At 70.8% G+C, this 24,411-nt stretch carries 20 protein-coding genes, 2 rRNA genes and 2 pseudogenes; 13 read left to right on the plus strand and 11 right to left on the minus strand.

Features of this window, described 5'->3' with window-relative positions:
• Nucleotides 1–82 precede the first annotated feature (82 nt).
• Nucleotides 83–1,447 carry a S41 family peptidase gene (locus tag B1L11_RS30715; RefSeq protein ID WP_079318898.1) on the plus strand — a complete coding sequence of 455 codons (1,365 nt, stop codon included), beginning with the start codon at nucleotides 83–85 and terminating at the stop codon, nucleotides 1,445–1,447.
• A gap of 88 nt (nucleotides 1,448–1,535) precedes the next feature.
• On the opposite strand, the pseudogene B1L11_RS30720 reads toward B1L11_RS30715, so the two are convergent.
• A pseudogene (locus B1L11_RS30720) lies at nucleotides 1,536–2,979 on the minus strand (aldehyde dehydrogenase family protein).
• Nucleotides 2,980–3,197: 218 nt separating this feature from the next.
• Between B1L11_RS30720 and B1L11_RS30725 the strand changes: the two are divergent.
• Both B1L11_RS30725 and B1L11_RS52350 read left to right on the plus strand, forming a co-directional pair.
• Entirely contained in the window at nucleotides 3,198–3,641 is a 444-nt protein-coding gene (locus tag B1L11_RS30725; protein ID WP_256863031.1) for a TetR/AcrR family transcriptional regulator, read from the plus strand.
• A complete protein-coding gene (locus B1L11_RS52350) occupies nucleotides 3,638–3,823 on the plus strand; it encodes a hypothetical protein (RefSeq protein ID WP_372974747.1) in 186 nt (61 codons plus the stop codon). The genes B1L11_RS30725 and B1L11_RS52350 overlap by 4 nt, the downstream gene beginning before the upstream one ends.
• A 6-nt stretch (nucleotides 3,824–3,829) precedes the next feature.
• On the opposite strand, the gene B1L11_RS30730 is transcribed toward B1L11_RS52350, so the two are convergent.
• Nucleotides 3,830–5,467 (minus strand): PucR family transcriptional regulator, encoded by a 1,638-nt coding sequence (locus B1L11_RS30730; protein WP_079318899.1) that lies wholly within the window; start codon nucleotides 5,465–5,467, stop codon nucleotides 3,830–3,832.
• 108 nt (nucleotides 5,468–5,575) lie between these two features.
• On the opposite strand from B1L11_RS30730, the gene gabT reads away from it, so the two are divergent.
• From gabT to B1L11_RS30745, 3 genes are all read left to right on the plus strand, one after another.
• Nucleotides 5,576–6,925 carry a 4-aminobutyrate--2-oxoglutarate transaminase gene (gene gabT / locus B1L11_RS30735; protein ID WP_079318900.1) on the plus strand — a complete coding sequence of 450 codons (1,350 nt, stop codon included), beginning with the start codon at nucleotides 5,576–5,578 and terminating at the stop codon, nucleotides 6,923–6,925.
• A gap of 170 nt (nucleotides 6,926–7,095) precedes the next feature.
• Nucleotides 7,096–7,344: a hypothetical protein gene (locus tag B1L11_RS30740; RefSeq protein WP_079318901.1), complete on the plus strand. Its 249-nt coding sequence runs from the start codon at nucleotides 7,096–7,098 to the stop codon at nucleotides 7,342–7,344.
• A 110-nt stretch (nucleotides 7,345–7,454) separates the two neighbouring features.
• A complete protein-coding gene (locus tag B1L11_RS30745; RefSeq protein ID WP_079318902.1) occupies nucleotides 7,455–8,549 on the plus strand; it encodes a hypothetical protein in 1,095 nt (364 codons plus the stop codon).
• A 5-nt stretch (nucleotides 8,550–8,554) separates the two neighbouring features.
• On the opposite strand, the gene B1L11_RS30750 is transcribed toward B1L11_RS30745, so the two are convergent.
• Nucleotides 8,555–9,145 (minus strand): TetR/AcrR family transcriptional regulator, encoded by a 591-nt coding sequence (locus B1L11_RS30750; protein ID WP_079318903.1) that lies wholly within the window; start codon nucleotides 9,143–9,145, stop codon nucleotides 8,555–8,557.
• Nucleotides 9,146–9,248: 103 nt separating this feature from the next.
• Between B1L11_RS30750 and B1L11_RS30755 the strand changes: the two genes are divergently transcribed.
• A complete protein-coding gene (locus tag B1L11_RS30755; RefSeq protein WP_079318904.1) occupies nucleotides 9,249–9,860 on the plus strand; it encodes a hypothetical protein in 612 nt (203 codons plus the stop codon).
• A 45-nt stretch (nucleotides 9,861–9,905) separates the two neighbouring features.
• Here B1L11_RS30755 and B1L11_RS30760 read toward each other — a convergent pair whose 3' ends face one another.
• The 4 genes and pseudogenes from B1L11_RS30760 to B1L11_RS30775 all read right to left on the minus strand — a co-directional run bounded on the left by B1L11_RS30760 (nucleotide 9,906) and on the right by B1L11_RS30775 (nucleotide 15,489).
• Nucleotides 9,906–11,081: an extracellular solute-binding protein gene (locus B1L11_RS30760; RefSeq protein WP_179155399.1), complete on the minus strand. Its 1,176-nt coding sequence runs from the start codon at nucleotides 11,079–11,081 to the stop codon at nucleotides 9,906–9,908.
• Nucleotides 11,082–11,175: 94 nt separating this feature from the next.
• Nucleotides 11,176–12,668: pseudogene (locus tag B1L11_RS30765) on the minus strand (CoA-acylating methylmalonate-semialdehyde dehydrogenase).
• Nucleotides 12,655–13,950: an aspartate aminotransferase family protein gene (locus B1L11_RS30770; RefSeq protein WP_079318906.1), complete on the minus strand. Its 1,296-nt coding sequence runs from the start codon at nucleotides 13,948–13,950 to the stop codon at nucleotides 12,655–12,657. Before B1L11_RS30770 ends, B1L11_RS30765 begins: the two are co-directional and overlap by 14 nt.
• Before the next feature lie 69 nt (nucleotides 13,951–14,019).
• Complete coding sequence (locus B1L11_RS30775; RefSeq protein ID WP_079318915.1) at nucleotides 14,020–15,489, minus strand: MFS transporter; 1,470 nt, start codon at nucleotides 15,487–15,489, stop codon at nucleotides 14,020–14,022.
• Between the two features lie 83 nt (nucleotides 15,490–15,572).
• Here B1L11_RS30775 and B1L11_RS30780 point away from each other — a divergent pair, with 83 nt between their 5' ends.
• From B1L11_RS30780 to B1L11_RS30800, 5 genes are all read left to right on the plus strand, one after another.
• Nucleotides 15,573–16,280, plus strand: a complete 708-nt coding sequence (locus tag B1L11_RS30780; protein ID WP_143737654.1) for a TetR/AcrR family transcriptional regulator C-terminal domain-containing protein — start codon at nucleotides 15,573–15,575, stop codon at nucleotides 16,278–16,280.
• A 67-nt stretch (nucleotides 16,281–16,347) separates the two neighbouring features.
• Nucleotides 16,348–17,958: a PucR family transcriptional regulator ligand-binding domain-containing protein gene (locus B1L11_RS30785; RefSeq protein WP_079318908.1), complete on the plus strand. Its 1,611-nt coding sequence runs from the start codon at nucleotides 16,348–16,350 to the stop codon at nucleotides 17,956–17,958.
• A 17-nt stretch (nucleotides 17,959–17,975) separates the two neighbouring features.
• The gene (locus B1L11_RS30790; RefSeq protein WP_079318909.1) at nucleotides 17,976–19,049 is read left to right on the plus strand and encodes a P1 family peptidase; all 1,074 of its coding nucleotides are present in this window, start codon (nucleotides 17,976–17,978) and stop codon (nucleotides 19,047–19,049) included.
• A gap of 96 nt (nucleotides 19,050–19,145) precedes the next feature.
• On the plus strand, nucleotides 19,146–19,349 hold the full coding sequence (locus tag B1L11_RS30795; RefSeq protein WP_079318910.1) for a hypothetical protein: 204 nt from the start codon (nucleotides 19,146–19,148) through the stop codon (nucleotides 19,347–19,349).
• A gap of 133 nt (nucleotides 19,350–19,482) precedes the next feature.
• On the plus strand, nucleotides 19,483–20,952 hold the full coding sequence (locus B1L11_RS30800; protein WP_079318911.1) for a phosphodiester glycosidase family protein: 1,470 nt from the start codon (nucleotides 19,483–19,485) through the stop codon (nucleotides 20,950–20,952).
• Nucleotides 20,953–20,982: 30 nt separating this feature from the next.
• Here B1L11_RS30800 and B1L11_RS30805 read toward each other — a convergent pair whose 3' ends face one another.
• Nucleotides 20,983–21,873, minus strand: a complete 891-nt coding sequence (locus B1L11_RS30805) for a phenylalanine 4-monooxygenase (protein ID WP_079318912.1) — start codon at nucleotides 21,871–21,873, stop codon at nucleotides 20,983–20,985.
• Between the two features lie 131 nt (nucleotides 21,874–22,004).
• Between B1L11_RS30805 and B1L11_RS30810 the strand changes: the two genes are divergently transcribed.
• Nucleotides 22,005–22,478, plus strand: a complete 474-nt coding sequence (locus B1L11_RS30810; RefSeq protein ID WP_079318913.1) for an Lrp/AsnC family transcriptional regulator — start codon at nucleotides 22,005–22,007, stop codon at nucleotides 22,476–22,478.
• A 24-nt stretch (nucleotides 22,479–22,502) separates the two neighbouring features.
• Here the strand turns inward: B1L11_RS30810 and B1L11_RS30815 are convergent, their stop codons facing one another.
• The 3 genes from B1L11_RS30815 to B1L11_RS30825 form a co-directional block, all read right to left on the minus strand.
• The gene (locus tag B1L11_RS30815) at nucleotides 22,503–23,153 is read right to left on the minus strand and encodes an SUMF1/EgtB/PvdO family nonheme iron enzyme (protein ID WP_079318914.1); all 651 of its coding nucleotides are present in this window, start codon (nucleotides 23,151–23,153) and stop codon (nucleotides 22,503–22,505) included.
• Between the two features lie 113 nt (nucleotides 23,154–23,266).
• Nucleotides 23,267–23,383 (minus strand): 5S ribosomal RNA (rrf, locus tag B1L11_RS30820).
• Between the two features lie 73 nt (nucleotides 23,384–23,456).
• Nucleotides 23,457–24,411, minus strand: a 23S ribosomal RNA gene (locus B1L11_RS30825); the annotation flags it as partial.

Raw genomic sequence — 24,411 nt, forward strand, 5'->3', positions numbered from 1 at the left:
GTTCCTAGCCGAAGCGGGGTAACAGCGGCGTTAACGGTTCCGTTCACGGTCGTGCAACCCAGCTCCGGCCACGCTGACGGGCATGATCAGAACTCTCTGCGCCGCCGTCCTGCTGGCCGCCGGCACCCTGTCCGCCGCCCTCCCGGCCCCCGCCGCGCAGGCCGCCGCCGCGCAAGTCGTCACCGCGCAGGCCACCGAGGGCGGCGGGTGCGTCCGGATCACCGCGCCGCCGCCCGAGTCCGCGCCGCCGACGTCGGTGAACACGCTCCGGCAGGCGTACGAGTGCGTGCTGGACAACTACTACAGCGGGCCCGTGCTCGATTCGAAGGTCCTGCTGCGGGACGCTCTCGCCGCGTACACCCAGGATCTGATGCGGCGCGGCGCCGACAAGGCCGGTCTTCGCCTGCCCGCGCTGACGGGGAACCGCGACGCCGACTGGGCCGCCTTCGCCGACATGATCGGCACAGGCGACGCGCACGCCCTGCGCGCCGCGATCATCGGGATGGTCGCCGGGCTCCACGACGACCACGCCCGGGTGGACAGGCCCGCTCCCCCGCCGGAGGGCGGGCCGACCGGCACGGGCATCGCGGGCCTGTCGGCCGCGCAGGGCCCACGATTGGACCCGGCTGCCCGGCCGCCGCTGTTCATCACCCGCGTCCTGCCTCGCAGCCCGGCAGACAAGGCCGGCATCCGGCCCGGCGACATCATCGAGAAGGTCGACGGCATACCGGCGTTCATCGGGGACAAGGTGAACCAGAGCCTCATCGACGCGTTCGCCTCCGACACGGTACGGCTCACGCTCAAGCGGCCCACGACGGGACGCGTCAGAACCGTGCAGCTCACCGCGGGTCCCCTCGAAGAGCAGAAGCGGGCGGTGACGTCGAAGTCGCTCCCCGGCGGCGTCACCTACGTCAAGGTGCCCGGGTTCTTCGAGGGTGCGGCCGACCAGGCCATCGCCAAGCTGAAGGACACCTCGAAGGCCGCGGTCATCGACCTGCGCGGCAACGGCGGCGGGTCGCCGCGCGAGGTGACCCGGCTGCTCGGCGCGTTCGCGCACGGCAAGGTCACCAGCTATTTCTGCCCCCTCAAGGGTAACTGCGCGGCCAACCACACCGACGACACCGTCCCGCTGCTCGGGCTGCGCCTGGTCGTGCTCACGGACCGCGCGTGCGCCTCGGCCTGCGAGGACTTCAGCGCGGCCGTGAAGGACAACGGCCTGGGCGCGCTCGTCGGGACCCGCACCGCGGGGGCCGTCTCCGGGCCTGCCGAGCCGTACCTTCTCGACGACGGCAGTGTGCTGCTGCTGCCCAAGGTCCGGCACCTCGGACCGGCCCGGGAGACCATCGACACGATCGGCGTCCCCGTCGACCACTACGCCCCCATGACGGCCCTCGATCTGGCCACGGGGCGCGACCCCGGCCTCGCCACGGCGCTGAGTCTCCTCTGACGGCCCTGAGCCTCCTCTGACAGCGCCGGGGCTCCCGAAAAGACGACGGCCGCGACGTGGTCCCCCGGGCCCCTTCGTACGCCTGGTTCTACAGCGTGAGGCCGGTGAGCACCATGACCTTCTCGTAGGTGAGGTCCTCCATGGCCGAGCGCAGCCCCTCGCGTCCCACGCCCGACTCCTTGACCCCGCCGTACGGCATCTGGTCGGCCCGGTAGGACGGCACGTCGCCGATGATGACGCCGCCGACCTCCAGCTCGCGGTTGGCCCGGAAGGCGACGTCCAGGCTGCGGGTGAAGACCCCGGCCTGCAGGCCGTAGCGGGAGTCGTTGACCGCGGCGAACGCCTCGTCGACCGAGGTGACCCGCTGCACGATCATGACGGGCCCGAAGACCTCCTCGCAGGCCACCTTGGCGTCGGCGGGCACGTCGGCCAGCACGGTGGGAGCGACGGTCGCGCCGTCCCTGGTGCCGCCCGCCAGCAGGCGCGCCCCGGCCGAGACGGCCTCGTTGACCCAGCTCTCGACGCGGATCGCGGCGTCCTCGCTGACGAGAGGGCCGACCTGCGTCTTGTCGTCCGCGGGGTCGCCGGTCACGAGCGCGCCGACGGCGGCGACGAGCTTGTCGGTGAACGCGTCGGCGACCGTGTCCTCCACGATCACGCGCTGCACCGCGATGCAGCTCTGGCCCGCCTGGTAGTTGGAGAACAGCGCCACGCGGCTCGCCGCCCAGTCGAGGTCGGCGTCGGCCAGCACGACCGCGGCGGCGTTGCCGCCGAGTTCGAGCGTGACGTGCTTGCGCGGCACGCTGTCCATGATCGAGTAGCCGACCGGGCCGGATCCGGTGAAGGAGACGACCGGCAGCCTCGGGTCCTGCACGAGAGAGGACGCCCGGTCGTTGGGCACCGGCAGCACGGAGAACATGCCCTCGGGCAGGTCGGTCTCGGCCAGGATCTCGCCGAGGACGAGCGCCGACAGCGGGGTCGCGGGCGCGGGCTTGACCACGATGGGCGCGCCCACGGCGATGGCGGGGGCGACCTTGTGCGCCACCAGGTTGAGCGGGAAGTTGAACGGCGTGATCGCCAGCACCGGGCCGTACGGCACGCGGGAGACGTAGGCGAGCCGTCCCTGCGCCGCCGGCTCGGTGTCGAGCCGCTGCACCTCGCCGCTGAACCGGCGGGCCTCCTCCGCGCCGAAGCGGAACGTCGAGATCGCGCGGCCCACCTCGCCACGCGCCCAGAAGATCGGCTTGCCGTTCTCCGCGCTGATCAGGCGGGCGATCTCCTCGGCGCGCTCGGTCAGCCGCCGGGCCACGTGGGCCAGCGCCTCGGCGCGTACGTGGATGGGCAGCGCGGCGGCCTGCTTGCGTACGGCGTGCGCGGCGGCCACGGCCTGCTCGACCTGCTCGGGGGTCGGCACCGAGTGGACGCGACGACCTGGCCGTCGTGGGAATTGGTCACGGCCTGCTCGGCGTCCCCGGTCGCGGGCGCCCGGCGAGCCAGAAGGGGCGGGGTTCGGAAGTGCGGCCTACGTCCATGTCTTCACGCTATGCCACCTGGTGGGAGCCGGTCGCTACTCCGGACGGGCCAATCACCGCCCCCCGCCGCGCCATCATGGACAACTTCTCCCATGTCACAGATGCGCGGCAATTTCATGATGTTTTCTGTTTCACTGCGGTTTGAAAGCCGAGCGGCATGGTTAAGTCATCATCCGGGTCTGTCGCGGGACCCCCAATATGAGAAGGGCTCGTCGCTGATGGGTACGCCGGCGCCGCTCGGTCTTCAGGGTGCCTACGCACGCGGCCATCGCAGCAACTACGACGAGCTGCGCACCCGTCTCCTCGACGTCGCCAACGACCTGCTCGCCAAGGCCGGGCCGGAGAGCCTCACCGTACGCAGGATCGCCGCCGAGGCCGGCTGCTCCACCCAGGTCATCTACACGATGTTCGGCAGCAAGGAGGGACTGGCCGAGGCGCTCTACCTGGAGGGGTTCGAGCGGTTCCGGCGCAGGCTGGAGGCCGTGCCGAAGCGCGACGACCCGCTGGAGCACCTGAGCCTGCTCGGTCCCGCGTACCGGGAGGCGGCGCTGGCCGAACCCGGCTACTACAGCCTCATGTTCGAGCGGGCCATCCCCGGCTTCGTACCGAGCGAGCGCGCCCGCACGCTCGCGAGGCCGCGCTCAACATCGTGGACCGGGTGATCGCCGACTGCATCTCCGCGGGCCACCTCGTGCCCACCCAGCCCCGGAAGATCGCCGACGCGCTGTGGGCCGCGGCACAGGGCGCACTCAGCCTGGAACGTGCCGGGCATCTGCCCGACGGCAAGACGTACGAGATCGTCACCCAGGCCGCCGTCCGCGCCTTCCTCGCACGCCCCTCCTGATCCGCATCACAGGCACAGCGCGATCCACAGCTCGGCCCGGACGGCGGGATCGTCCAGATCGCGGCCGAGCAACTCGCTCACTCGCTTCATCCGGTAGCGCAGCGTGTGCCGGTGCACGCCCAGGCGCTGCGCGGCGGCGTCCCAGTGGCCGTTGCTGGCCAGGTAGGCGCGCAGCGATTCGACCAGATCGGCGCGCGAGCCGTAATCGCGGAGCGGCGCGAGGATCGCCGCCGCGAACGACGCGGCGGCGGCCGGATCGAGCAGCGACAGCAGCCCGCGCCCGGCGAGTTCGCTGAAGCGCGCCACCGGCGAGGCCGAGACGAGCGCCCGCCGCGCCTGGTCGAGGGCCCGGTCGAGGGCGGTGGCGAGGGCCCGGTCGGGGATACGGTCGGGAGCACGGGTCAAGGCGCGGTCGAGTTCTGGATCCGGGCTTTCCATGCGGTCTTCCACACGGCCCTCGGAACGGGCGATCTCCACGCCGGGTGCGCTCACACCCACCCGGCCGTGCCGCGCGGCCAGCGCGACGACCTCGTCGGCGTGCGGGTCCGGGGCCAGCACGACGAGCAGCCCTTCCCAGGGCGCGGTGAAGGTTCCCATGGCGGCGAAGCCGGCCCGCGGGCCCGGCACCGCGCCGGCCAGGGCCTCGGTCAGGGCCTCCGGGTCGGCGGTGTCGCAGGCGAGGACCGTGACCGGATCCCCCGGCAGCCGCATGCCCAGGGCCGCCAGCGTCTCCGCGGCCGCCCGCGCCTCACCGGCCAGCAACAGCCGGAGCACCGCCGACCGCACGTGCGCCGCCGCCGAGCGCTGCTCCCTGCCCTGTTCAAGCGCCAGCGTCAGCAGGGACCCGGCCGCGTTGACGACCGTGTGCGCGATGGGCGAGAACGGACGCGGCGACCCCACCGCGAAGAATCCCCTCCGGCCCAGCGGCTGGACGACGACGTGCTCGTCCGGGGTGGACAGGGCGAGGCTCGCCAGGGACGGCGCGCTCCGCAGCCGGGCGATCTCGGGCTCCAGCGACCGTGCCGTCTCCCGCGCCCAGTCTCCCGCCGCGCCGCGCCTGTCACCCGGACTTGCGTGCTTGTCACCCGTATGACGGCCGGTCGCGTCGGCGGCGTGCCGTACGGCGCCCGCGGGGTCGAGCAGCAGCGCCCAGCCGCCGATCTCCCTGGACAGCCGGTCCACCACGGCCACCGGCCCCTCCCGCTGGAGGGCGGCGCGGGTGAGCCTGCCCTGGGCGGCGAAGGCGCGGCTGATCTCCTCGTACTGCTCCCCCGCGAGCAGGTCGCTGACGGCCTTGCCGATCGCGATGAAGGGGGTGGCCCTCGGCACCTCGACCAGCGGCAGCCCGGCGGACTCGGCCGCCTCGGCGAAGGCGGGCGGCACCGCGTCGTGGCTCAGCCCCACCCCGAACCCCAGCCCGCTGACGCCCCGGGCCACGAGCCGGGAGACGTACGGCACGGCGTCGCCGGCGGACAGGCGCATGCCGGTCGTGAGCACCAGCTCGCCGCCCTCCAGGAACGGCGTGGGGTCCTCCAGCTCGCTCACCGCGACCCAGCGGACGGGGCGGTCGAGACCGTTCCGCCCGGCGAGAACCTCCAGGTGGAGCGGTACGATCGCGGTGATCCGGCGCAGCGTGGGTGCCACTGCTCTTCCCCCCGAACACCCGGCTTGTCCTCACCGGCCAAAAGTACGCCTACATTCTGACATAGCGGCATATCGGCTGGTGGCGGCGGCGGCCGTACCGTCGGAGATATGAGCACTGCCACCACGCACGGCGGCCCGCAGCTCCCGCAGGAGCGCCGCCTCGTCACCGAGATCCCCGGCCCGCGGTCGCGCGAGCTTTTCGCGCGCAAGCAGTCCGCCGTGCCTCCGGGCATCGGCACCACGCTGCCCGTCTTCGTGACCCACGCGGGCGGCGGTGTGATCGTCGACGCGGACGGCAACTCGCTGATCGACTTCGGCTCCGGCATCGCCGTGACCAACGTCGGCAACGCCGCCCCCCGGGTCGTCGAGCGCGTGCAGAAGCAGGTCGCCGACTTCACCCACACCTGTTTCATGGTCGCGCCCTACGAGTCGTACGTCGCGGTGTGCGAGAAGCTCAACGCGCTCACGCCCGGCGACCACGAGAAGCGCACCTTCCTGGTCAACAGCGGCGCGGAGGCCGTCGAGAACGCGGTCAAGGTCGCCCGGCACGCCACCGGACGGCAGGCGGTCGTCGTCTTCGACCACGGCTACCACGGCCGCACGCTGCTGACGATGACGCTGACGGCCAAGAGCATGCCGTACAAGCACGGGTTCGGGCCGTTCGCGCCCGAGGTGTACCGGGTGCCGCTCGCCTACCCGTTCCGCTGGCCGACCGGCCCGGACAACTGTGCCGAGGAGGCCGCGGCCCAGGCGATCGACATGATCAACAAGCAGATCGGCGCGGAGAACGTCGCGGCGGTGCTCATCGAGCCGATCGCGGGCGAGGGCGGATTCATCGAGCCGGCCCGCGGCTTCCTGCCGAAGATCGTCGAGTTCTGCCGCGCCAACGGCATCGTCTTCATCGCCGACGAGGTGCAGACGGGCTTCGCCCGCACCGGCCACATGTTCGCCTGCGAGGACGAGGGCATCGTCCCGGACATCATCACCACCGCCAAGGGCATCGCCGGCGGCCTGCCGCTGGCGGCCGTGACCGGCAGGGCCGACCTGCTCGACCACGTCCACAGCGGCGGTCTCGGCGGCACGTACGGCGGCAACCCGCTCGCCTGCGAGGCGGCCCTGGGCGTGCTGGAGACCATCGAGCAGGACAAGCTCGTCGAGCGCGCCCGGCACATCGGCGAGGTCATGCTGCCCCGCCTGCGCGCCATCCAGGAGCACAACCCGATCGTCGGGGACGTACGCGGGCGCGGCGCGATGATCGCCGTCGAGCTCGTGGTCCCGGGGACCAAGGAGCCCTACCCGGCCGCCGAGATCGCGCGCAGGTGCCACGAGCAGGGCCTGCTCGTGCTCACCGCCGGGACGTACGGCAACGTGCTGCGCTTCCTGCCGCCGCTGGTCATCCCGGACCACCTGCTCGAGGAGGGCCTCTCCATTCTGGAGAAGGCGCTCAACGTGGACTAGACGGTTTGAACAACATCAAAAGGGGCACCCGGTCTGTTCCGAGGTGTCCCTTTTGTTGTTGTACGGCTTGCGTTATGCCTCGATTTAACCATCGCTTGGCCCGACTCGCGCCGATCACGAAGGGTAACCGCGTTATAACGGTTCCGATAGGCGATCGAGGGGGGACTTTGATGGGCTGGAACCCGAACGGCGCCGAGCGGCTCATGCTGACGTTCGACCCTGCCGGCCTCACCACCACGCAGCGCGACGGCGACGCCTGCGTCGTGTGCCACAAGAAGTGGCCCCGCCCCCGGGTCAAGGTCGGCACACTCCCCGACAACGCCCCCGTCCACGCCTGCGACGACTGCGCCGAGGCCCTGCTGCCCGCACCCGAGGGCAAGGTGCCGCTGCCCCGCCGCTCCCGGGCCGCCATGTCCTGACCCCCGGGTCGGCGGGGCTCAGCCCCACCCAGGACGTCTACGACCGGAGCCGGGGTGCTCCTGTTTTCGGGCCTTCCCTACCGAGATCACTGCGCCCAATAATGCGCAATGTGGACAAACTGCGCGGCCTGCCGCCGCTGACTCTGGCCGCGCCGGCCGCGGGATCGGCCGCGATCCACTTCGGCGTGATGCCCGATCACTTCGCCGCGTCTCCCGGACACGGGGTGCTGTTCGCCGTCGCGGGATGCGTGCAACTGGCCTGGGCGGCGGCCCTGCTCCTGCGCCCCACGCAGCCGGTGGTGCTGACCGGCGGGTTCGTCAACCTCGCCCTGGTCGTGATCTGGCTGGTCGGCAGGACGGCCGGGCTTCCGCTCGGCCCGGACGCGTGGACCCCCGTCCCCGGAGGCGCCCCCGAGGCGCTCGCGGCTCTCCTGGAGACGCTGCTCGCGGCCGCCGCGCCGGCCCTCGTCGCGTACGCGTCGGTCGCGGACGACGACGGCGCCGGCTCCCGCCGGCCGATCGGCATGCTCACCGGCCGGATCCCGTCGGCGGGAGGGGTGGGCGCGGCGGTGATCGCCTGCCTGGTCGCCGCCGCGGTCGGCGTCAGTTTCACCTCCTGGGGCACCACGGCCTTCGACGAGATCCTGGTCGCGCGCCCCGCCACGGCCTCGCCCGGACCACTCGCGGGACATCACCACCATGGGGCGGCGCAGCCCCCGGCCGCGGCGGCGGCCCAGGAGCCCCTCACGCCGGGCGCGGGCGTGGTGGCGGCCGACGCCGCGACGAGCGCGGCGCAGGCCCTGGCTGCCGCGGTACGGCGGGAGACCGCCGGTCGTCTGCCCACGGCGGCGGACGCGGAGCGGGCGGGCTACCGGGTCTGGACCGACAACGACGGCGTCCAGCAGCTCGCCAACCCCGCGCTGCTGCAGGACGGCCTGGTCCTCAACCCCGCGCAACCGGAGGTGCTGGTCTACCACGAGGGGAAGACCCTGCTGGGCGCGGTGTTCGTCATGCCGCCGGGCGCCCGGGGCCCGGCGATCGGCTCGCTCACGCCGTGGCACTCCCACACCTGCCCCCTCTGCGATCCGCCCGGCGAGACCGACATGCTGCACGTGTGGCTGGTCGACTATCCCGGTGGCGGGTTCGCCGACATCTCGGGGCCGGCCCTCCAGGCCGCGGTCGCGAAGCTTCCCCCGGCCTCGTGACGTCGTCAGGTCGCCAGATCCTCCAGATGGGCGGCCAGCACGGCACTCATGCGGTCGGGCGGCATCGACTCCGGCCGGGTCAGGACGTGGACGCTCAGACCGTCGATGAGGGCGTGGAGCCGCGCCGCCTCGAACTCGGCGTCCCGATGAGCGGCGAGCTCCCCCTCGTCGGCGAGCGCGCGGACGGCGATGGCCGCCACCTCCCCCGTGCCGTCGTTCGCCCGGCGCAACCAGTCGGCGGCGGCAGGGTCGCCCTGGGCGCGCGCGGTCAGTTGCAGCCAGACCTCGGCCTCCGCGCGCCGCTCCGCGTCCATGGGCAGCAACTGCTCCAGCAGGGCGCGTATGGCGACGCGGACGGGGCCCTGGAAGACGGTGGTCTCGATGCGCGCGCGGACCCGTGTGATGACGTGCTCCATCGCGAAGGCGAGCAGCTCCGTCTGGGTCGAGAAGTAGTGCCGCAGCGCGCTCGGTGACCAGCCGGCCTCCGCGGCGATGCTGCGGACGGTGGCGGCGCCGACGCCGTCCCGGCGCACGACCCGCCACAGCGCCTCGGCGATCTCCTCCCGCCGCACCTGGTGGTCCACGATCTTCGGCACAGCACTCCTCCCGCCCCGCCCTTCCCGCCACGCATCCCGCGGATTTTTATAGCACAATGTGTGAAAGAGCTTTTGTAGCACGCCGTGCGAAAAAGGAGCCGTGATGCTGTTCGGACTGATCGTCGCCTGCGAGGTCGCGTTCTGGGTGCTGCTGGGCGCCGGGCTCGCCGTCCGTTACCTCCTGCGCCTGCGGCGGCTCGGCGGCCTGCTGCTGCTCGCCGTCCCCCTGGTGGACCTGGTCCTCCTCGTCGCGAGCGTGGCCGACCTCCGAGGCGGCGGCCGGGCGGAGTTCACGCACGGGCTGGCCGCGGCCTACCTGGGGTTCACCGTCGCCTTCGGGCACGACATGGTGCGGTGGGCCGACGTCAGGTTCGCCCACCGCTACGCCGGAGGGCCGCCGCCCGACCGGCGCAAGCGTTACGGCAGGGAGCTGGCCCGGCACGAATGGCGTGCCTGGGGCAAGGGCATGATCGGCTGGGCCGTCGCCTGCGGTCTGCTGCTGGCCGGTGTCGTGGTCATCGGCGACATCGAACGCGCGGTGGCGCTCCTGGAATGGGCCGGCCGCCTGACGTTCGCCATGGTGGTCTGGCTGGTCTTCTGGCCGCTCGCCTACACCGTCTTCCCCAAGCGCGCGCCGGTGGATGCCCGCCCACCCCTGGATGCCCGCGAGTCCCACCACGACCGGGTGCCGCACAGCTCCGGTGAACAGAGCTGAGCTCCGGCGAACAGAGCTGAGCGGAGCGCCGTTCCCGGGCGCGGATCAGGACACGATCCGCGACCAGCGCTCCACCCACTTGTCGTACGCCTCGGGACGCACGGCGAAGTAGACGCCCCGGAACGCCCGGGAGGTGCCGACGCGGTAGTCCACGCAGATCCGGCGGGCCGCGCCGGTGCACCCCTCGGGGTTGGCCGGGGCGAGGCCCATCCAGGCGGACACCTTGCGCTGCACGTCCGCCGACATCGTGAAGTCGAGCCACTTGTACGCGCACGAGGGATGCGCGGCCTGGGCCGACACCATCCACGCGTCGGCCCATCCGGTCACCGGCCGGTCCGTCAGCGCCCTGACCGGCTTGTGCCCCTGCCTGAGCACGTCCAGATGGTACGGCGTGGCCTGCGCGAGCCGTACGGACCCGGTCGCGAAGCCCTGGACGACCTCGACGGGATCACGCCAGAAGGTGCGGCGGCCGTCCTTGCCGGAGGTGAACAGCTCGGCGGCGGCGTCGAGCTGGGCGTCGGTCAGGTCGAACGGGTCCTTGATGTCCGCGCCGACGTCCGCGCCTTCGGCCTTGAGCGCCAGCGCGGCATCGGCCAGCGACAGCGGACGGTCCCGAAGCATCACGGGCCCCTTGTCCGTGAAGAGCGACTGTGGGCCGTCGGGACCGACCTTGCCGGCGTCGTAGAGGATCTCGTTGGTCGCCCACACGTACGGCACGCCGTACACGCGCTCGCCCCGGGTCACCGACGGCAGCGTGCGCAGCCGCTTGGGAATCTTGTCGTAGCCGTGCAGCAGAGCGGTGTTGAGCGGGGCGGCCTTGCCCTCGTTCATCAGCCTGCCGCCCACCTCGGGCGTCGCGGAGATCACGTCGAACGACGACGGCGGGAAGTCGCCCGGCTTCTCCTCCTGGCGCGGGTCGTAGTAACGCAGGCTGACCTTGCAGCCCGTCTCCTTCTCGAACGTGCCGACCCACTTGACCTTGGGATCGACGCCGCCCCACTCGGCGTACCCGTCGATCGCGACCACGCTGACCGTCCCCTCGCCCGGCCCGAGGGAGGCGACGGGGGTGGGCGAGGGGCCGCCGGACGACGGGCTGGGACCGGCGCCGCCGGAGGCCGTCGTCGCCGCGGCCGCCGAGACACCCGGCGTGGCCACCTCCGTCGCGGGCGCGGACCGGCCGGCGCAGGCGGCGGCGAGCAGTCCCACGGCCGCGACCGTCACGGCCACGTGTGTACGGCGCACGCACGACCCCCAGGAGAGAAGACGACGCCCCGAGCCTACTGGGCTCTGCTGGTCCGGGGCGTCGCCTACGGCGTCAGGCGTTGGTCGGGAAGCCCAGGTTCACGCCGCCGTGGGAGGGGTCGAGCCACCGCGAGGTGACGACCTTGCCCCTGGTGTAGAAGTGGACCCCCTCGGTGCCGTGCACATGGGTGTCGCCGAACAGCGAGGCCTTCCAGCCGCCGAAGCTGTAGAAGGCCATCGGCACCGGGATCGGCACGTTGACGCCGACCATGCCGACCTCGACCTCGTTCTGGAAGCGCCGGGCCGCGCCGCCGTCGTTGGTGAAGATCGCCGTGCCGTTGCCGTACTCGCCGGTGTTGATGAGCTCCAGGCCCTCCTCGTACGAGCGGACGCGCACGATCGACAGCACCGGGCCGAAGATCTCCTCGCGGTGGACGCGGGAGTTCGGCGGCACGTGGTCGAGGACGGTCGGGCCGAGCCAGAAGCCGTTCCCCCGGCCGCCGCGCACCGGGGTCTCCCGGCCGTCGATCACGAGCTTGGCGCCCTCCTCGACGCCGAGGTCGAGGTAGGACGCCACCTTGTCCCGGTGGGCGGCGGTGACGAGTGGGCCCATCTGCGACTCGGGGTCGTCTCCGGGGCCGATCTGGAGGTCGCGCACCCGCGACACGATCTTCTCGACCAGCTCGTCGCCGATCGGTTCGACCGCGAGCACCACGGAGATCGCCATGCACCGCTCCCCCGCCGAGCCGAAGCCCGCGGAGACGGCCGAGTCGGCGACCAGGTCGAGGTCGGCGTCGGGGAGCACGAGCATGTGGTTCTTGGCCCCGCCGAGAGCCTGCACCCGCTTGCCGTGGGCCGTGCCGGTCTCGTACACGTACCGCGCGATCGGCGTGGAGCCCACGAACGACACGGCCCGCACGTCCGGGTGCTCCAGCAGCCGGTCCACCGCCGCCTTGTCGCCCTGGACCACGTTGAACACGCCGTCCGGCAGCCCGGCCCGCTGCCACAGCTCCGCGAGCAGCAGGGACGCGGAGGGGTCGCGCTCGGAGGGCTTGAGCACGAACGTGTTCCCGCACGCGATCGCCACCGGGAACATCCACATCGGGACCATCGCCGGGAAGTTGAACGGGGTGATGCCGGCCACCACGCCGAGCGGCTGGCGGATGGAGTAGGAGTCGACCGGGTCGAGACGTTCTCCGAGTAGCCGCCCTTGAGCAGGTGGGGGATGCCGCAGGCGAACTCCACGACCTCCAGGCCGCGGGCCACCTCGCCCAGCGCGTCGGAGTGCACCTTGCCGTGCTCGGCCGTGATCAGCGCGGCCAGGTCGTCGCGGTGCGCGTCGAGCAGTTCGCGGAACCGGAACAGGATCTGGGTGCGCTTGGTGAGCGAGGCGTCGCGCCAGGCGGGGAAGGCCCGTGCGGCCGCCTCCACCGCGGCGTCGACCTCCTCGACCGAGGCCAGCGACACCTGACCGCTCACCTCGCCGGTCGCCGGGTCGAACAGGTCGGCCGTACGGCCGACCTCGCCGGTCCGGGCGCCGCCGATCCAGTGGTTAACGTGCTTCATCGTTGACGGCCTCCAGAGCGGTGACGAGGATGCCCAGGCCCTCGCGGGCCTCGTCCTCGGTGAGCGTGAGCGGCGGAGCCATGCGCAGCGTGCTGCCGTACAGCCCGCCCTTGCCGGCGAGCAGGCCGAGCCGCTTGGTCTCCTCCATGAAGCGGGCGGCCAGCGCGGGGGCGGGCGCGCCGGTGGCGGGGTCGACCAGCTCGATCGCGAACATCAGGCCCTTGCCGCGCACGTCGCCCACGACGGGCAGCCGCTCGGCCGCCTCGCGCAGCCCGGAGACGATGATCTCGCCGGTGCGCGCCGCGTTGGCCTGCAGGTCGTGGTCGAGCACGTAGTCGAGCGTCGCGTTGGCCGCGGCCATCGAGATCGGGTTGCCGCCGAAGGTGGACAGGCCCACGGCGTGCGGACCGTCCATGAGGTCGCCGCGCGCCACGATGCCGCCGACCGCGAAGCCGTTGCCGAGCCCCTTGGCGAAGGTCATCATGTCGGGCGTCACGCCGTGGTTCTGGATCCCGAAGAACGCCGATCCCGTACGGCCCCAGCCGGTCTGCACCTCGTCGGAGATGAACAGGATGCCCTCCTCGTCGAGGACCTCCTTGTACGCGGCGAACAGCCCGTCGGGGGCCATCGTGAAGCCGCCCACGCCCTGGATGGGCTCGGCGATCAGCGCGGCGACGTCCTTGGTGACGGCCGTGGCGAGCACGTGGCGCAGGTCGTCCACGCAGGCCGCGATGTAGTCGGCGTCCGACATGCCGCGGAACTGCGCGAGGTGGCGGTCGGCGCCGTGCAGGAAGTGCACGTTGAGCGGCGACAGCGAGTTGTTCTTCCACGACCGGTTGGAGGTCACGCTGACCGCGCCGAACGACCGGCCGTGGTAGCTCTGCCGCATGGCGAGCACCTGGTCGGACCCGCGGGCATAGGTGGCCAGCAGCAGGGCCGTCTCGTTGGCCTCCGTGCCGGAGTTGGTGAAGAAGACCTTGGCGTCCGGGATGCCCGACAGGCGGGCGATCTTCTCGGCCAGCTCGACCTGGCTGCGGATGAGGTACAGCGTCGAGGTGTGGACGACGCCGGTGGCGAGCTGGCGCTCGACGGCCTCACGCACCTCGGGCACGTCGTACCCGATCATGTTGGTGAGGATCCCGGCGAAGAAGTCCAGATAGCTCTTCCCGTTCGCGTCGACGACGCGGTTCCCCTTGCCGCCGACGATTTCGATGGGCTCGTTGTAGTAGAGGGCCATCCAGTTCGGCATGACCGCGCGATGGCGTGCGAGAAGGTCCGACATGCTCCGAGTATCCCGGCTGGCGGGCGGCCGCCTCACCCGTCAGCCTGTCTGGGATACCGCGAACTTGCCTTACACAGTGGTGGGCGCCGCGGGTTCCTGCGCGGGAGCCGTCCCGGCGGCCTTCCGCCGCAGGACCAGCAGCGCGACCAGGGCCGCCGCGAGCGAGCAGGCCGCGCCCACCCACGAGCCGACGGACATCGCCGACACGAACGCGTCGCGCCCGGCCGCGGCCACGGCGGGGTCGCCCAGGGTCACCGCGACGCCGATCGACTCGCGCGCCGCGGGCGGCGCCGACTCCGGCATCGCCGCGGTGTACGCGCCGGCGAGCACGCTGCCGAGAACGGCCACGCTCAGCGCCATGCCGACCTGCTGCACGGTGTCGTTCAGCGCGGAGCCCACCCCGGCGCGCTCGGGCGGCACCGCGCCCATCAGCGTCGCGTACGCCGCGGGACCGGCCAGGCCGCCGCCCACCCCCATGACCATCAGGCCGGCGATCAGCGTGCCGTACCCGCCGGTGAGCGTGGAGAGCAGGACGAACCCGGCGGCCATGACGACCAGCCCGGAGACGATGAGCACCCGGTTGCTCACCTTCTTGCCCAGCGACGCGCCCAGACCGTTGAAGACCATCGCCGCGACCACGTAGGGCAGCAGGGCGAAACCGGCCTTCAGCGGGTCGTAGCCCAGGACGAACTGCAGATACTGCGTGATGGCCAGCATCAGCGCGCCCGCGCCGAACGACAGCAGCACGATCGAGAAGCAAGCCCCGCTGAACGAGCGGTCCCGGAACAGGCCGAGCGGCAGCATCGAGTGGGGGGTGCGGCGCTCCCACAGCACGAACGCCAGCAGGGCGGCCGCCGAGACGACCACGGCCAAGGGGTTGAAGCGCCCGCCGGGCGCCGAGATGACGGCCCAGACCAGCCCGCCCATCCCGGCCGTGGACAGGATGACCCCGAGCGGGTCGGCCCGCCGCGTCTCGCCGTACGTCTCGGGCATGAGCGCGAAGGCCGCGACGATCGCGAGCACCGCGATCGGCACGTTGATCAGGAAGACGGAGCCCCAGTAGTAGTGCTGGAGCAGGAACCCGCCGACCGTCGGGCCGGCGATGACGCCCACCATGGCGACCGAGCTCCACGCGGCGATCGCCTTGCGCCGCTCGCTCTCGTCGAACACGGTGATCAGGATCGACAGGGTCGACGGCATCACGCAGCAGCCTCCGACGCCCATCAGCGCGCGTGCGGCGATGAGCTGCCAGGGCTCGGTGGCGAGCGTGGCCGCCAGCGAGGCCCCTCCGAAGAACGCCAGGCCGATCACGAGAACGCGGCGCCTGCCGTACCGGTCGGACAGGCTGCCGGCGGTGAGCAGCAGGCCCGCGAACACCAGGACGTACGCGTCGATGATCCACTGCACGTCCGACGGCGTCGCGCCGAGGTCGCGCATCAGCGACGGGATCGCCAGGTTGAGGACGGTGTTGTCCACGACGAGGGTCAGCAGGCTCAGACAGAGGACGCCGAGGATCCACCAGCGTCGGGGATGGGACATGAAGCTCACCTCGAACAGTGTGCGAGTAGACTCGGACACTGTACGACTCTATCGAACACTGTGCGAGCGAATATTGTGAGGCCGTGTCAGCGAAGCCGTTCTCCTCGGTCTGGACCCGCGAGCGCAAGGGAGGGCGCGAGCAGGGTCTCAGCCGCGACCAGATCGTCCGGGCGGCCGTGGAGCTGCTCGACGCCGAGGGCCTCGACGCGCTGAGCATGCGCAAGCTCGGCGCCCGGCTCGGCGCGGGGGCGACCAGCCTCTACTGGCACGTCGCCAACAAGGACGAGCTGATCGAGCTCGTGATGGACGAGGTCTACGCGACCGTCGTGCTGCCCGAGGAGGCCGACTGGCGGGAGGCGGCGAGCGTCTTCGCCTACGCCATGCGCCAGGCGGTCTTCGACCATCCGTGGAGCGCGAGCCTCATCGGCGTGGTCCCCGGGCTCGGGCCGAACGCGCTCACGGCGGCCGACCGGCTGATGGGCGCCTTCGTCCGCGCGGGGTTCGAGGGCATCGACGTCGACTACGCCATGACGGCCGTGGTGTCGTACACGCTGGGAGCCACGATTCCCGAGGTCGCCTGGCTCAGCTCGCTGAAGGCGTCGGGCAAGAGCGTGTCGGAGCTGCAGGCCGCCGTGGACCCGGTCGTGATGAAGCTGTCGGCCGACCGGCCCAACCTGCTGGAGCGCTACCGGTCCTACGCCAAGGACTACGACCCCCTCGTGGCCCGCCGGCTGGCCTTCGAGTTCGGGCTGACGGCCCTCCTCGACGGTCTCGGCACGCGCCTGCGCTGAAAATCAGCCCTCAATGTGTCAGCTACTGGGGGGTCATCCTTACATAATGATCAGGTAGCCTCTGAGCATGCTCCCCACGGTCGCCGACGTGCTCGCGCTGGACACCGTCCGGCGTGGCAGCCCCCGGGTGGTGGCGGGCGGCGACCGGCTGGACACCCGGGTCCGGTGGGTTCACGTGGGCGAGGTCCACGACATCGCCCACCTGTTACGCGGCGGCGAGTTGGTCCTCACGACCGGGGTGGCGCTGCCGAACGAGCCCGACAAGCTGGCCGACTACATCAGCGAGCTGGCCGCCGTCGGCGCCTCGGGCCTGATCGTGGAGCTCGGCCGCCGGTTCGTCCGCGAGCTGCCGAGGGCGGTGGTCAAGGCCGCGGAGGAGCACGGACTGCCCCTGATCACGCTGGCCCGCGAGACGCCCTTCGTACAGATCACCGAGTCGGTCCACGCGCGGATCATCGACATCCAGCTCCAGGAGCTGCGGGCCTCCGAGCAGCTGCACGAGGTGTTCACCGAGCTGTCGGTCGAGGGCGCGTCCCCCGCGGAGGTGCTCAACCAGGTCACCCGCTTCTCCGGCCGCCCGGTGCTGCTGGAGAACCTCGCCCACCAGGTCCTGGCGTGCGACGCCGCCGGGGGCGACACCGGGAGCGTGCTGGCCAACTGGGAGACCAGGTCGCGGGCGGTCATGCCGGCCGAGCGGACCGCCTACGACGCCGCCGCCGGGTGGCTGGTGACCATGGTCGGCGCCCGCGGCCAGGACTGGGGACGGCTCATCCTGCTGTGCGACGGGCCGCCCAGCCCCCGCGACATCGTGCTCGCCGAACGCGCGGCGACCACGCTCGCGCTGAGCCGCCTGCTCGAGCGGCACCAGGAGTCCCTGGAGCGGCAGGCACACGGGACCATACTGACCGGCATCCTCACCCACGCGTACGCCGACCCCGACGAGGCCGCCGCCCGCGCCCGCGCCGTCGGCGTCCCGCTCACCGGCCGCAGGCTCGTCAGCGCCGTCATCCGGCTGACCGCGTCCGTCGGCACCGCGCTGGGCGAGCAGGCCAGGCTGGGCGAGCTCGCCGAGGCCGGCGCCGCCGCCTGCCGCGAGGCCAAGCTGCCCGCCCTGGTCGGGGCGCTGGACCAGAGCCGCGTCGGAGTGCTGCTGCCGCTGCCGCCCCGCATGGCCGCCGAGACCGCGCTCGGCGCGCTGGCCGAGCGCCTGCGGGCGAACTTCGCCACGCCGTTCGTGCTGGCGGCCGGCTCGGTCGTCGAGTCGATCAAGGACGTACGGCGCAGCTTCCTGGAGGCCGAGCAGGTGGCGGAGGTCGCGGTGCGCCAGCCCGACGGGCGGCCGTTCTACCGCCTGCCCGACCTGCGGCTGCGCGGCCTGCTGCACCTGCTGCGCGACGACGCACGGCTGCAGACCTTCGCCGAGCGCGAGCTGGGGGCCCTGCTGGCCTACGACGCCCAGCGGCACGGCGACCTGACCAGGATCCTGCGCATCTACCTCGACGCGGGACGCAACAAGGCCGTGGCCGCGCAGAAGGCCCATCTGTCCCGGCCCGCGTTCTACGACCGCCTGCGGCGGCTGGAGCGGGTCCTCGACACCGACCTCGACGACGTCGAGTCGTGCCTGTCGCTGCACGTCGCGCTGCTGGCCCTGGAGACCTTCCGCCGCGAGTCCACCTGATCGAGAAGGGGCTGTCGTTGAGAGCACGGGATTTCGGCATCGTCATCGGCACCGGAACGCCCGGCGAGCACAACGCCATCACCGACGTTCCGGGAGTGCGGGTCGGGCACACCACGCTGATCAGCGGGAGCGGCCCGCGGGTGGTCGGCGAGGGCCCGGTGCGCACCGGCGTCACCGTGATCGTCCCCCACGAGGGCTCGGCCTTCGACGAGCCCCTCTACGCGGGGCTGCACTGGCTCAACGGCAACGGTGAGATCACCGGAATGGCGTTCCTCCAGGATTTCGGGCTGCTCGCCTCGCCGATCGGGCTGACCAACACCGGCTCGGTGGGCGTGGTCCGCGACGCGCTCGTCGAGATCGAGGTCGGCGCGCTCGGCAAGGGCGGGCGGGCGTGGTCGCTGCCCGTCGTCGGCGAGACCTGGGACGGCATGCTCAACGACATCGACGGCCGGCACGTGAAGGCCGCCCATGTCCGGGAGGCGTACGAGAAGGCCGCGAGCGGGCCGGTCGCGGAGGGCGCGGTCGGCGGCGGCACCGGGATGATCTGTCACGGCTTCAAGGGCGGGATCGGCACGGCCTCCCGGCTTGTGGACGGTTACACGGTGGGCGTGCTCGTCCAGGCCAACCACGGACGGCGGGAGCGGCTGACGGTCAACGGCGTCAACGTGGGGAGGAGCCTCCCGGCCTCGGCGCTGTCCGACGAGGAGGCGGGGTCGATCATCGGAATCGTCGCCACCGACGCTCCCCTGCTGCCGCACCAGTGCCGCAGGGTGGCGCAGCGCGCCGGACTCGGCGTGGCGCGCACGGGAGGCGCCGGGGAGAACTCCAGCGGCGACGGCTTCCTGTGCTTCTCGACCGGCAACAGGAACCTGCCGGCGAACGCCCTCGACGCGGCCCCTCCGCGTACGTTCCAGGTCACGGTGCTGGCGGACGAGTACCTCGATCCGCTCTTCTACGCGGTCATCGAGGCGACCGAGGAGGCCATCGTCAACGCGCTCGTGGCGGCCGAGACGATGACCGGAGCAGACGATTTGACCGTTACAGGGCTCGATGGGCGACTGCTTGCGGAGATGCTGACACCCGGAAAGTAGGTATGTCGTCCCGGGTGTAAGTCCTATCGCACGTGACTACTTTTCGTATACTCGCGCTCACGGGGTGAATCGTGCTTACCTCGAAACGTGCCCACGATGAGCGAACCCCGAATCAGCCCGACCGTCGTGGTACGGGCCCTGTCCGCGCGTTTCCCCAAATGGACCATCTGGTGGGGCGAGGCCACCACGCACTACTGGGGCATGTCCCGGCGGCGCGACGGACTGCTCGTCCACATCGAGGCCCGGTCCGCACAGGAGTTCGTCCAGCGGGCCCGGGAGATCGACGCCGACACTCCCTGACGTTCATGCGCTTATGTCCCTAACGCCCGATTTACCGTCGGGGAATTTCATACTCTTTGGCGCGTTTCCGTCGTCTCCGTAGGTGATTGTCGCCACGATGGTCCCGCAAGGATCACCAATGGGGAGTAATCGCATGAGACGCCGCCTGGTCGTCGGGGCCGCCGTACTGGCCCTGACGACGACCATCCCTTCGGCACCGGCCGCCGCCGAGCCCGTCGCCGGACTGCCGACGACGAACTTCCCGCTCGGCGAGCCCGGGATCCCGAAGTCGGCGGCCAAGAGCCTGGCCCCCGGAGTCGGTTACTTCACCCTTCGCCACGGCAGGCCACAGGACGGGTACACGGTCAGCGTCGTCGTCAAGGGCAAGGACTTCATGTCCGAGGCCAACGCACAGGCCCAGGCGACGGCCGTACAGATGGCCGGTCTCGAGCCCGTCATCGTGAAGTTCACCCGGCCGGCCGTCGCGGACCACCCCGCAGGCGACTACTTCATGGTCCGGGTGGGCAGCTGGCCGCTCGACCGGAAGGCCGAGGCCGCCGAGGTCGTCAAGCAGCTCAAGGACGCCGGGGTGAGCGCGAAGGTCGACTTCCAGGGCGACGACGGCTTCGTCACCACCGGCCCCTGGGACGTGCGGGTCATCGTCGTCGACCCGCATACGTTCCGCGGCTCCTACCAGGCCTCGCTGGGCACGAGCGTCGCCAAGCGGGAGAAGGTCTCGGCCATGGCCTCCGCCGCCAAGGCGCTCGCCGCCGTGAACGGCGGCTTCTTCGACATCCACACGCTGCCCGCCTTCCGCGGCGACCCCACCGGCATCTCCGTCGTCGGCGGCAAGCTGCTCAGCGAGGCCGTCGCCGGCCGCGTGGGCCTGGTCCTGCGGGGGCGTACGGCCCGCATCACCGAGCTGTCGTCCTCGGTCGTCGCCCGTGCGGCCGACGGGACCACGGCCGAGGTGACCGGCCTCAACCGGGTGCCGAAGCAGGACGAGCTGGTCATGTACACCGAGGAACTCGGGCGGGACACCCCGCAGGACGACGGGACCGAGGTGGTCCTCGACGCCTCCGGCAGGGTGACCGCCGTCCGCGGGTCCGGCGGTCCCGTGGCGCCCGGGACGCGCGTGCTGCACGGCGTCGGAGCCGCCGCCGACTGGCTGTGGCAGCACGCGGGCGAGGGCACGACCGTCACGGTCACGACCCGGGTCACCGACCTGCGGGCGAACAAGGCCATCCCGCTGACCCCGGAGACCAACATCATCGGCGGCGCGATCGGCCTGGTCAGGAACGGCAGGACCTCCATCACCGCGTCGCGGGACGGCATGGCCAACACCAACATGATCCTGCGGCGTCACCCGCGCACGCTCGCCGGCGTCACCCGCAACGGCAAGCTCGTCATCGCGGTCGTCGACGGCCGCGCGCCGGGCAGCACGATCGGCGCGTCGTTCTTCGAGGCGGCCGAGCTCATGCGCTGGCTCGGCGCGCGCGACGCGATCAACCTGGACGGCGGCGGGTCGACCACCATGGTCATCGGCGACAAGGTGGTCAACCGGCCGTCCGACGGCGTCGAGCGGGGAGTCGGCGACGCCCTGTTGATCATCGGCGCGCGCTGAGCCGGATCACGACCTGGATCACGACCTGGATCACACTGTGGACGTCGCGAGGAGACGGGCGATCGTCTCGTCGTCGCAGGTGTCCCAGAACGTCCCGACCGTATCTTCGAGGTGGTCGAACGAGGCCGCCTCGAAGAGCACCTCCTGGTACTTCGTGATGTCGTAGTGGGTGGTCCCCATCGCGGCGATGTCGAGCGGGCGGATGTCCATCCCGCGGAACTCCTCGATCTCGCCGTACGAGCTGAGGATCCCCGCGCCGTACGCCCTGAGTTCGCCGTCCTCCCGCATGACGCCGAACTCCAGGGTGAACCAGAACACCTTGGACACGAACTCCAGCGCCTCGTCGGTCTCCACCCGGCGTGCCGCCCGGCCCGCGGCCCGGTACAGCGCGGCGAAGCGGGGTGAGGCCAGGGTGTTCGCGTGCCCGATCACCTCGTGGATGACGTCCGGCTCGGGGGTGTAGAAGGGCACGGAATGGTGCCGGATGTACTGCGTGGAGTGGAACAGGCCGTCCGCCAGGACGCCGTAGAACTCACGGAGCGGGACCAGCCCGGCCGCGGGCAGGTAGCGGAACCCGGTCAGCGGCTCCAGAAGATCGCCGACCTCCTGGAGTTGCGGGATGCGGTCCTCGGGCAGGCCGAGCCGCTCGGTCGCGTCGAGGAACTCGCGCACCGCGTACTTCTGATGCTTTACCGCCAGTTCCTTCGTGACGAGCGCCCACACGTGGTGCTCCTCGTCGGTGTACTCGGCGGTCGGGATGGGATCACCGGGGGTGTGACCGAGCGCCAGCGCCGCGATCGCATTGCGCCGCTGACGGTAGACGGCGTCCGCGAAACCGGGGTGGCTCGTGGCCAACTCGACGACGACGGACCCGTCGTCCTTCGTCGCCACCGGAGCGAAATACTGCGCTTCTTCGAACATACTCCCATATGACAGCAAGTAACGGTTTGGCTGGCAAGAGTGACCAGTCGAGGTGTGCGAAACGCTCAAATCGGCGTGATTCTGATAGGTGGCACTGGTCGAATCGCTCAGTCGGGGCGTACCCTCGGCGCATGCTCGACGCGCTCGACAGCCGCCTGCTGACCACCATGCGGGCCAACCCCCGGATCGGGCTCACCGAACTGGCCCGCCTGCTCGGCGTGGCCCGCGGCACCGTGCAGGCGCGGCTGGACAAGCTCACCGCGCGCGGCGTCATCAGCGACTTCGGTCCGACGGTCACGACAGAGCAGATCGGCTACCCCATCCTCGCCTTCGCGTCCCTGCAGATCGCGCAGGGCCGGCTCACCGAGGCCGTGCAGTGGCTGGCCGGCGTCCCGGAGATCCTCGAGGTGTACGGCACCAGCGGCCAGGCCGACCTGCTGTGCCGCGTGGTCGCCCGCAGCACCCCGCACCTTCAGGAGATCATCGCCCGCATCCTCGCCTCACCCGCCGTCCAGCGCACCGACACGACGATCGCCCTGTCGACCCAGATCCCCTTCCGGATCGAACCTTTGCTGCAGGCCGCGGTCACACCGCCCACGCCGTAACGACCGCCCGGGAGTGGACCGGGCTCAGACAGAGCGGGCGAGGCGGAAGCCGAGGTCGTCGATGCGGAACGTCGGGTGGCTTTTACGGCGGCACGACGCCCGGCATCCCCTGGGCAGGTCATGCGCCCCTCCACCGCGGAACACCCGGTAGGGGCCGTACACCGTGGCGTCGTAGACGTCCCAGCACCATTCCCACACGTTCCCGATCATGTCGTACAGGCCCCAGGCGTTCGGTGCCCTGGTCCCCACGTCGTGCACTCGCCCGCCCGAGTTCTCTCGATACCAGGCGATCTCGTCGAGTGCCCCGTACCGCACGTCGGTCGTCCCGGCCCGGCAGGCGTACTCCCACTCCGCCTCGGACGGCAGCCGGTACCCGTCGGCATCCCAATCGCAGACCACGTCCTGGGCGTTGACGTCGCCTCCGATCGAGTAGCAAGGAGTCAGCCCCGACGCTTCCGAGAGAAGATTGCAGAACCGGACCGCGTCGTTCCAGGAGACTTCGGTCACCGGGGTCAACGGTCCCGGCGAACTCGATGGGGTCTCGCCGGTGACGGATCGGTACAGCTCAGCGGTCACGGGATACGGCGCCAGCAGGAAATCCTCGACCGCTGCCACCCAGTTCGTCCGCGTCCCCTCGTCCCGAAGCAGAATCCTCCCCGCCGGAATCAGGATCATCTGCTCTGCACCAGACTCCACACGACCCCCGAGGAAAAGCCCCGAACAAGGGGGAAACACCCCCGGAAATGCGGAAGGGCCACCCCGCTTGGGGTGGCCCTCCTCGAAAGATTGTCCGGCGGTGTCCTACTCTCCCACACCGTCCCCGGTGCAGTACCATCGGCGCTGGCAGGCTTAACTTCCGGGTTCGGAATGTAACCGGGTGTTTCCCTGCCGCTATGACCGCCGTAACCCCACGAAACACACAACCAACACACTCACTGGTTGCTGTCTCTGAGATCACATAGTGAACGCGAGCACATCATGGTCAAGTCCTCGGCCTATTAGTACCGGTCAGCTCCACACATTACTGCGCTTCCACTTCCGGCCTATCAACCCCATCATCTCTAGGGGGCCTTACCCACTCTCGTGGTGGGAGACCTCATCTTGAGGCGAGCTTCCCGCTTAGATGCTTTCAGCGGTTATCCCTACCGAACGTAGCCAACCAGCCGTGCTCCTGGCGGAACAACTGGCACACCAGAGGTTCGTCCGTCCCGGTCCTCTCGTACTAGGGACAGCCCCTCGCAAGTCTCCTGCGCGCGCAGCGGATAGGGACCGAACTGTCTCGCGACGTTCTAAACCCAGCTCGCGTACCGCTTTAATGGGCGAACAGCCCAACCCTTGGGACCTACTCCAGCCCCAGGATGCGACGAGCCGACATCGAGGTGCCAAACCATCCCGTCGATATGGACTCTTGGGGAAGATCAGCCTGTTATCCCCGGGGTACCTTTTAGCCGTTGAGCGACACCGCTTCCACACGCCGATGCCGGATCACTAGTCCCAGCTTTCGCTCCTGCTCGACCCGTCAGTCTCACAGTCAAGCTCCCTTGTGCACTTACACTCGACACCTGATTGCCAACCAGGCTGAGGGAACCTTTGGGCGCCTCCGTTACCTTTTAGGAGGCAACCGCCCCAGTTAAACTACCCACCAGACACTGTCCCCCACCCGGATTCACGGGCGCGGGTTAGACGTCCAAAACGACCAGAGTGGTATTTCACCAATGACTCCACGGTAACTAGCGTTACCGCTTCCCAGTCTCCCACCTATCCTACACAAGACGCTCCAAACGCCAATGTCAAGCTGTAGTGAAGGTCCCGGGGTCTTTCCGTCCTGCTGCGCGAAACGAGCATCTTTACTCGTACTGCAATTTCACCGGGCCTGTGGTTGAGACAGCGGGGAAGTCGTTACGCCATTCGTGCAGGTCGGAACTTACCCGAC

The sequence above is a fragment of the Microbispora sp. GKU 823 genome (assembly GCF_002027145.1).
GTDB lineage: Bacteria > Actinomycetota > Actinomycetes > Streptosporangiales > Streptosporangiaceae > Microbispora > Microbispora siamensis.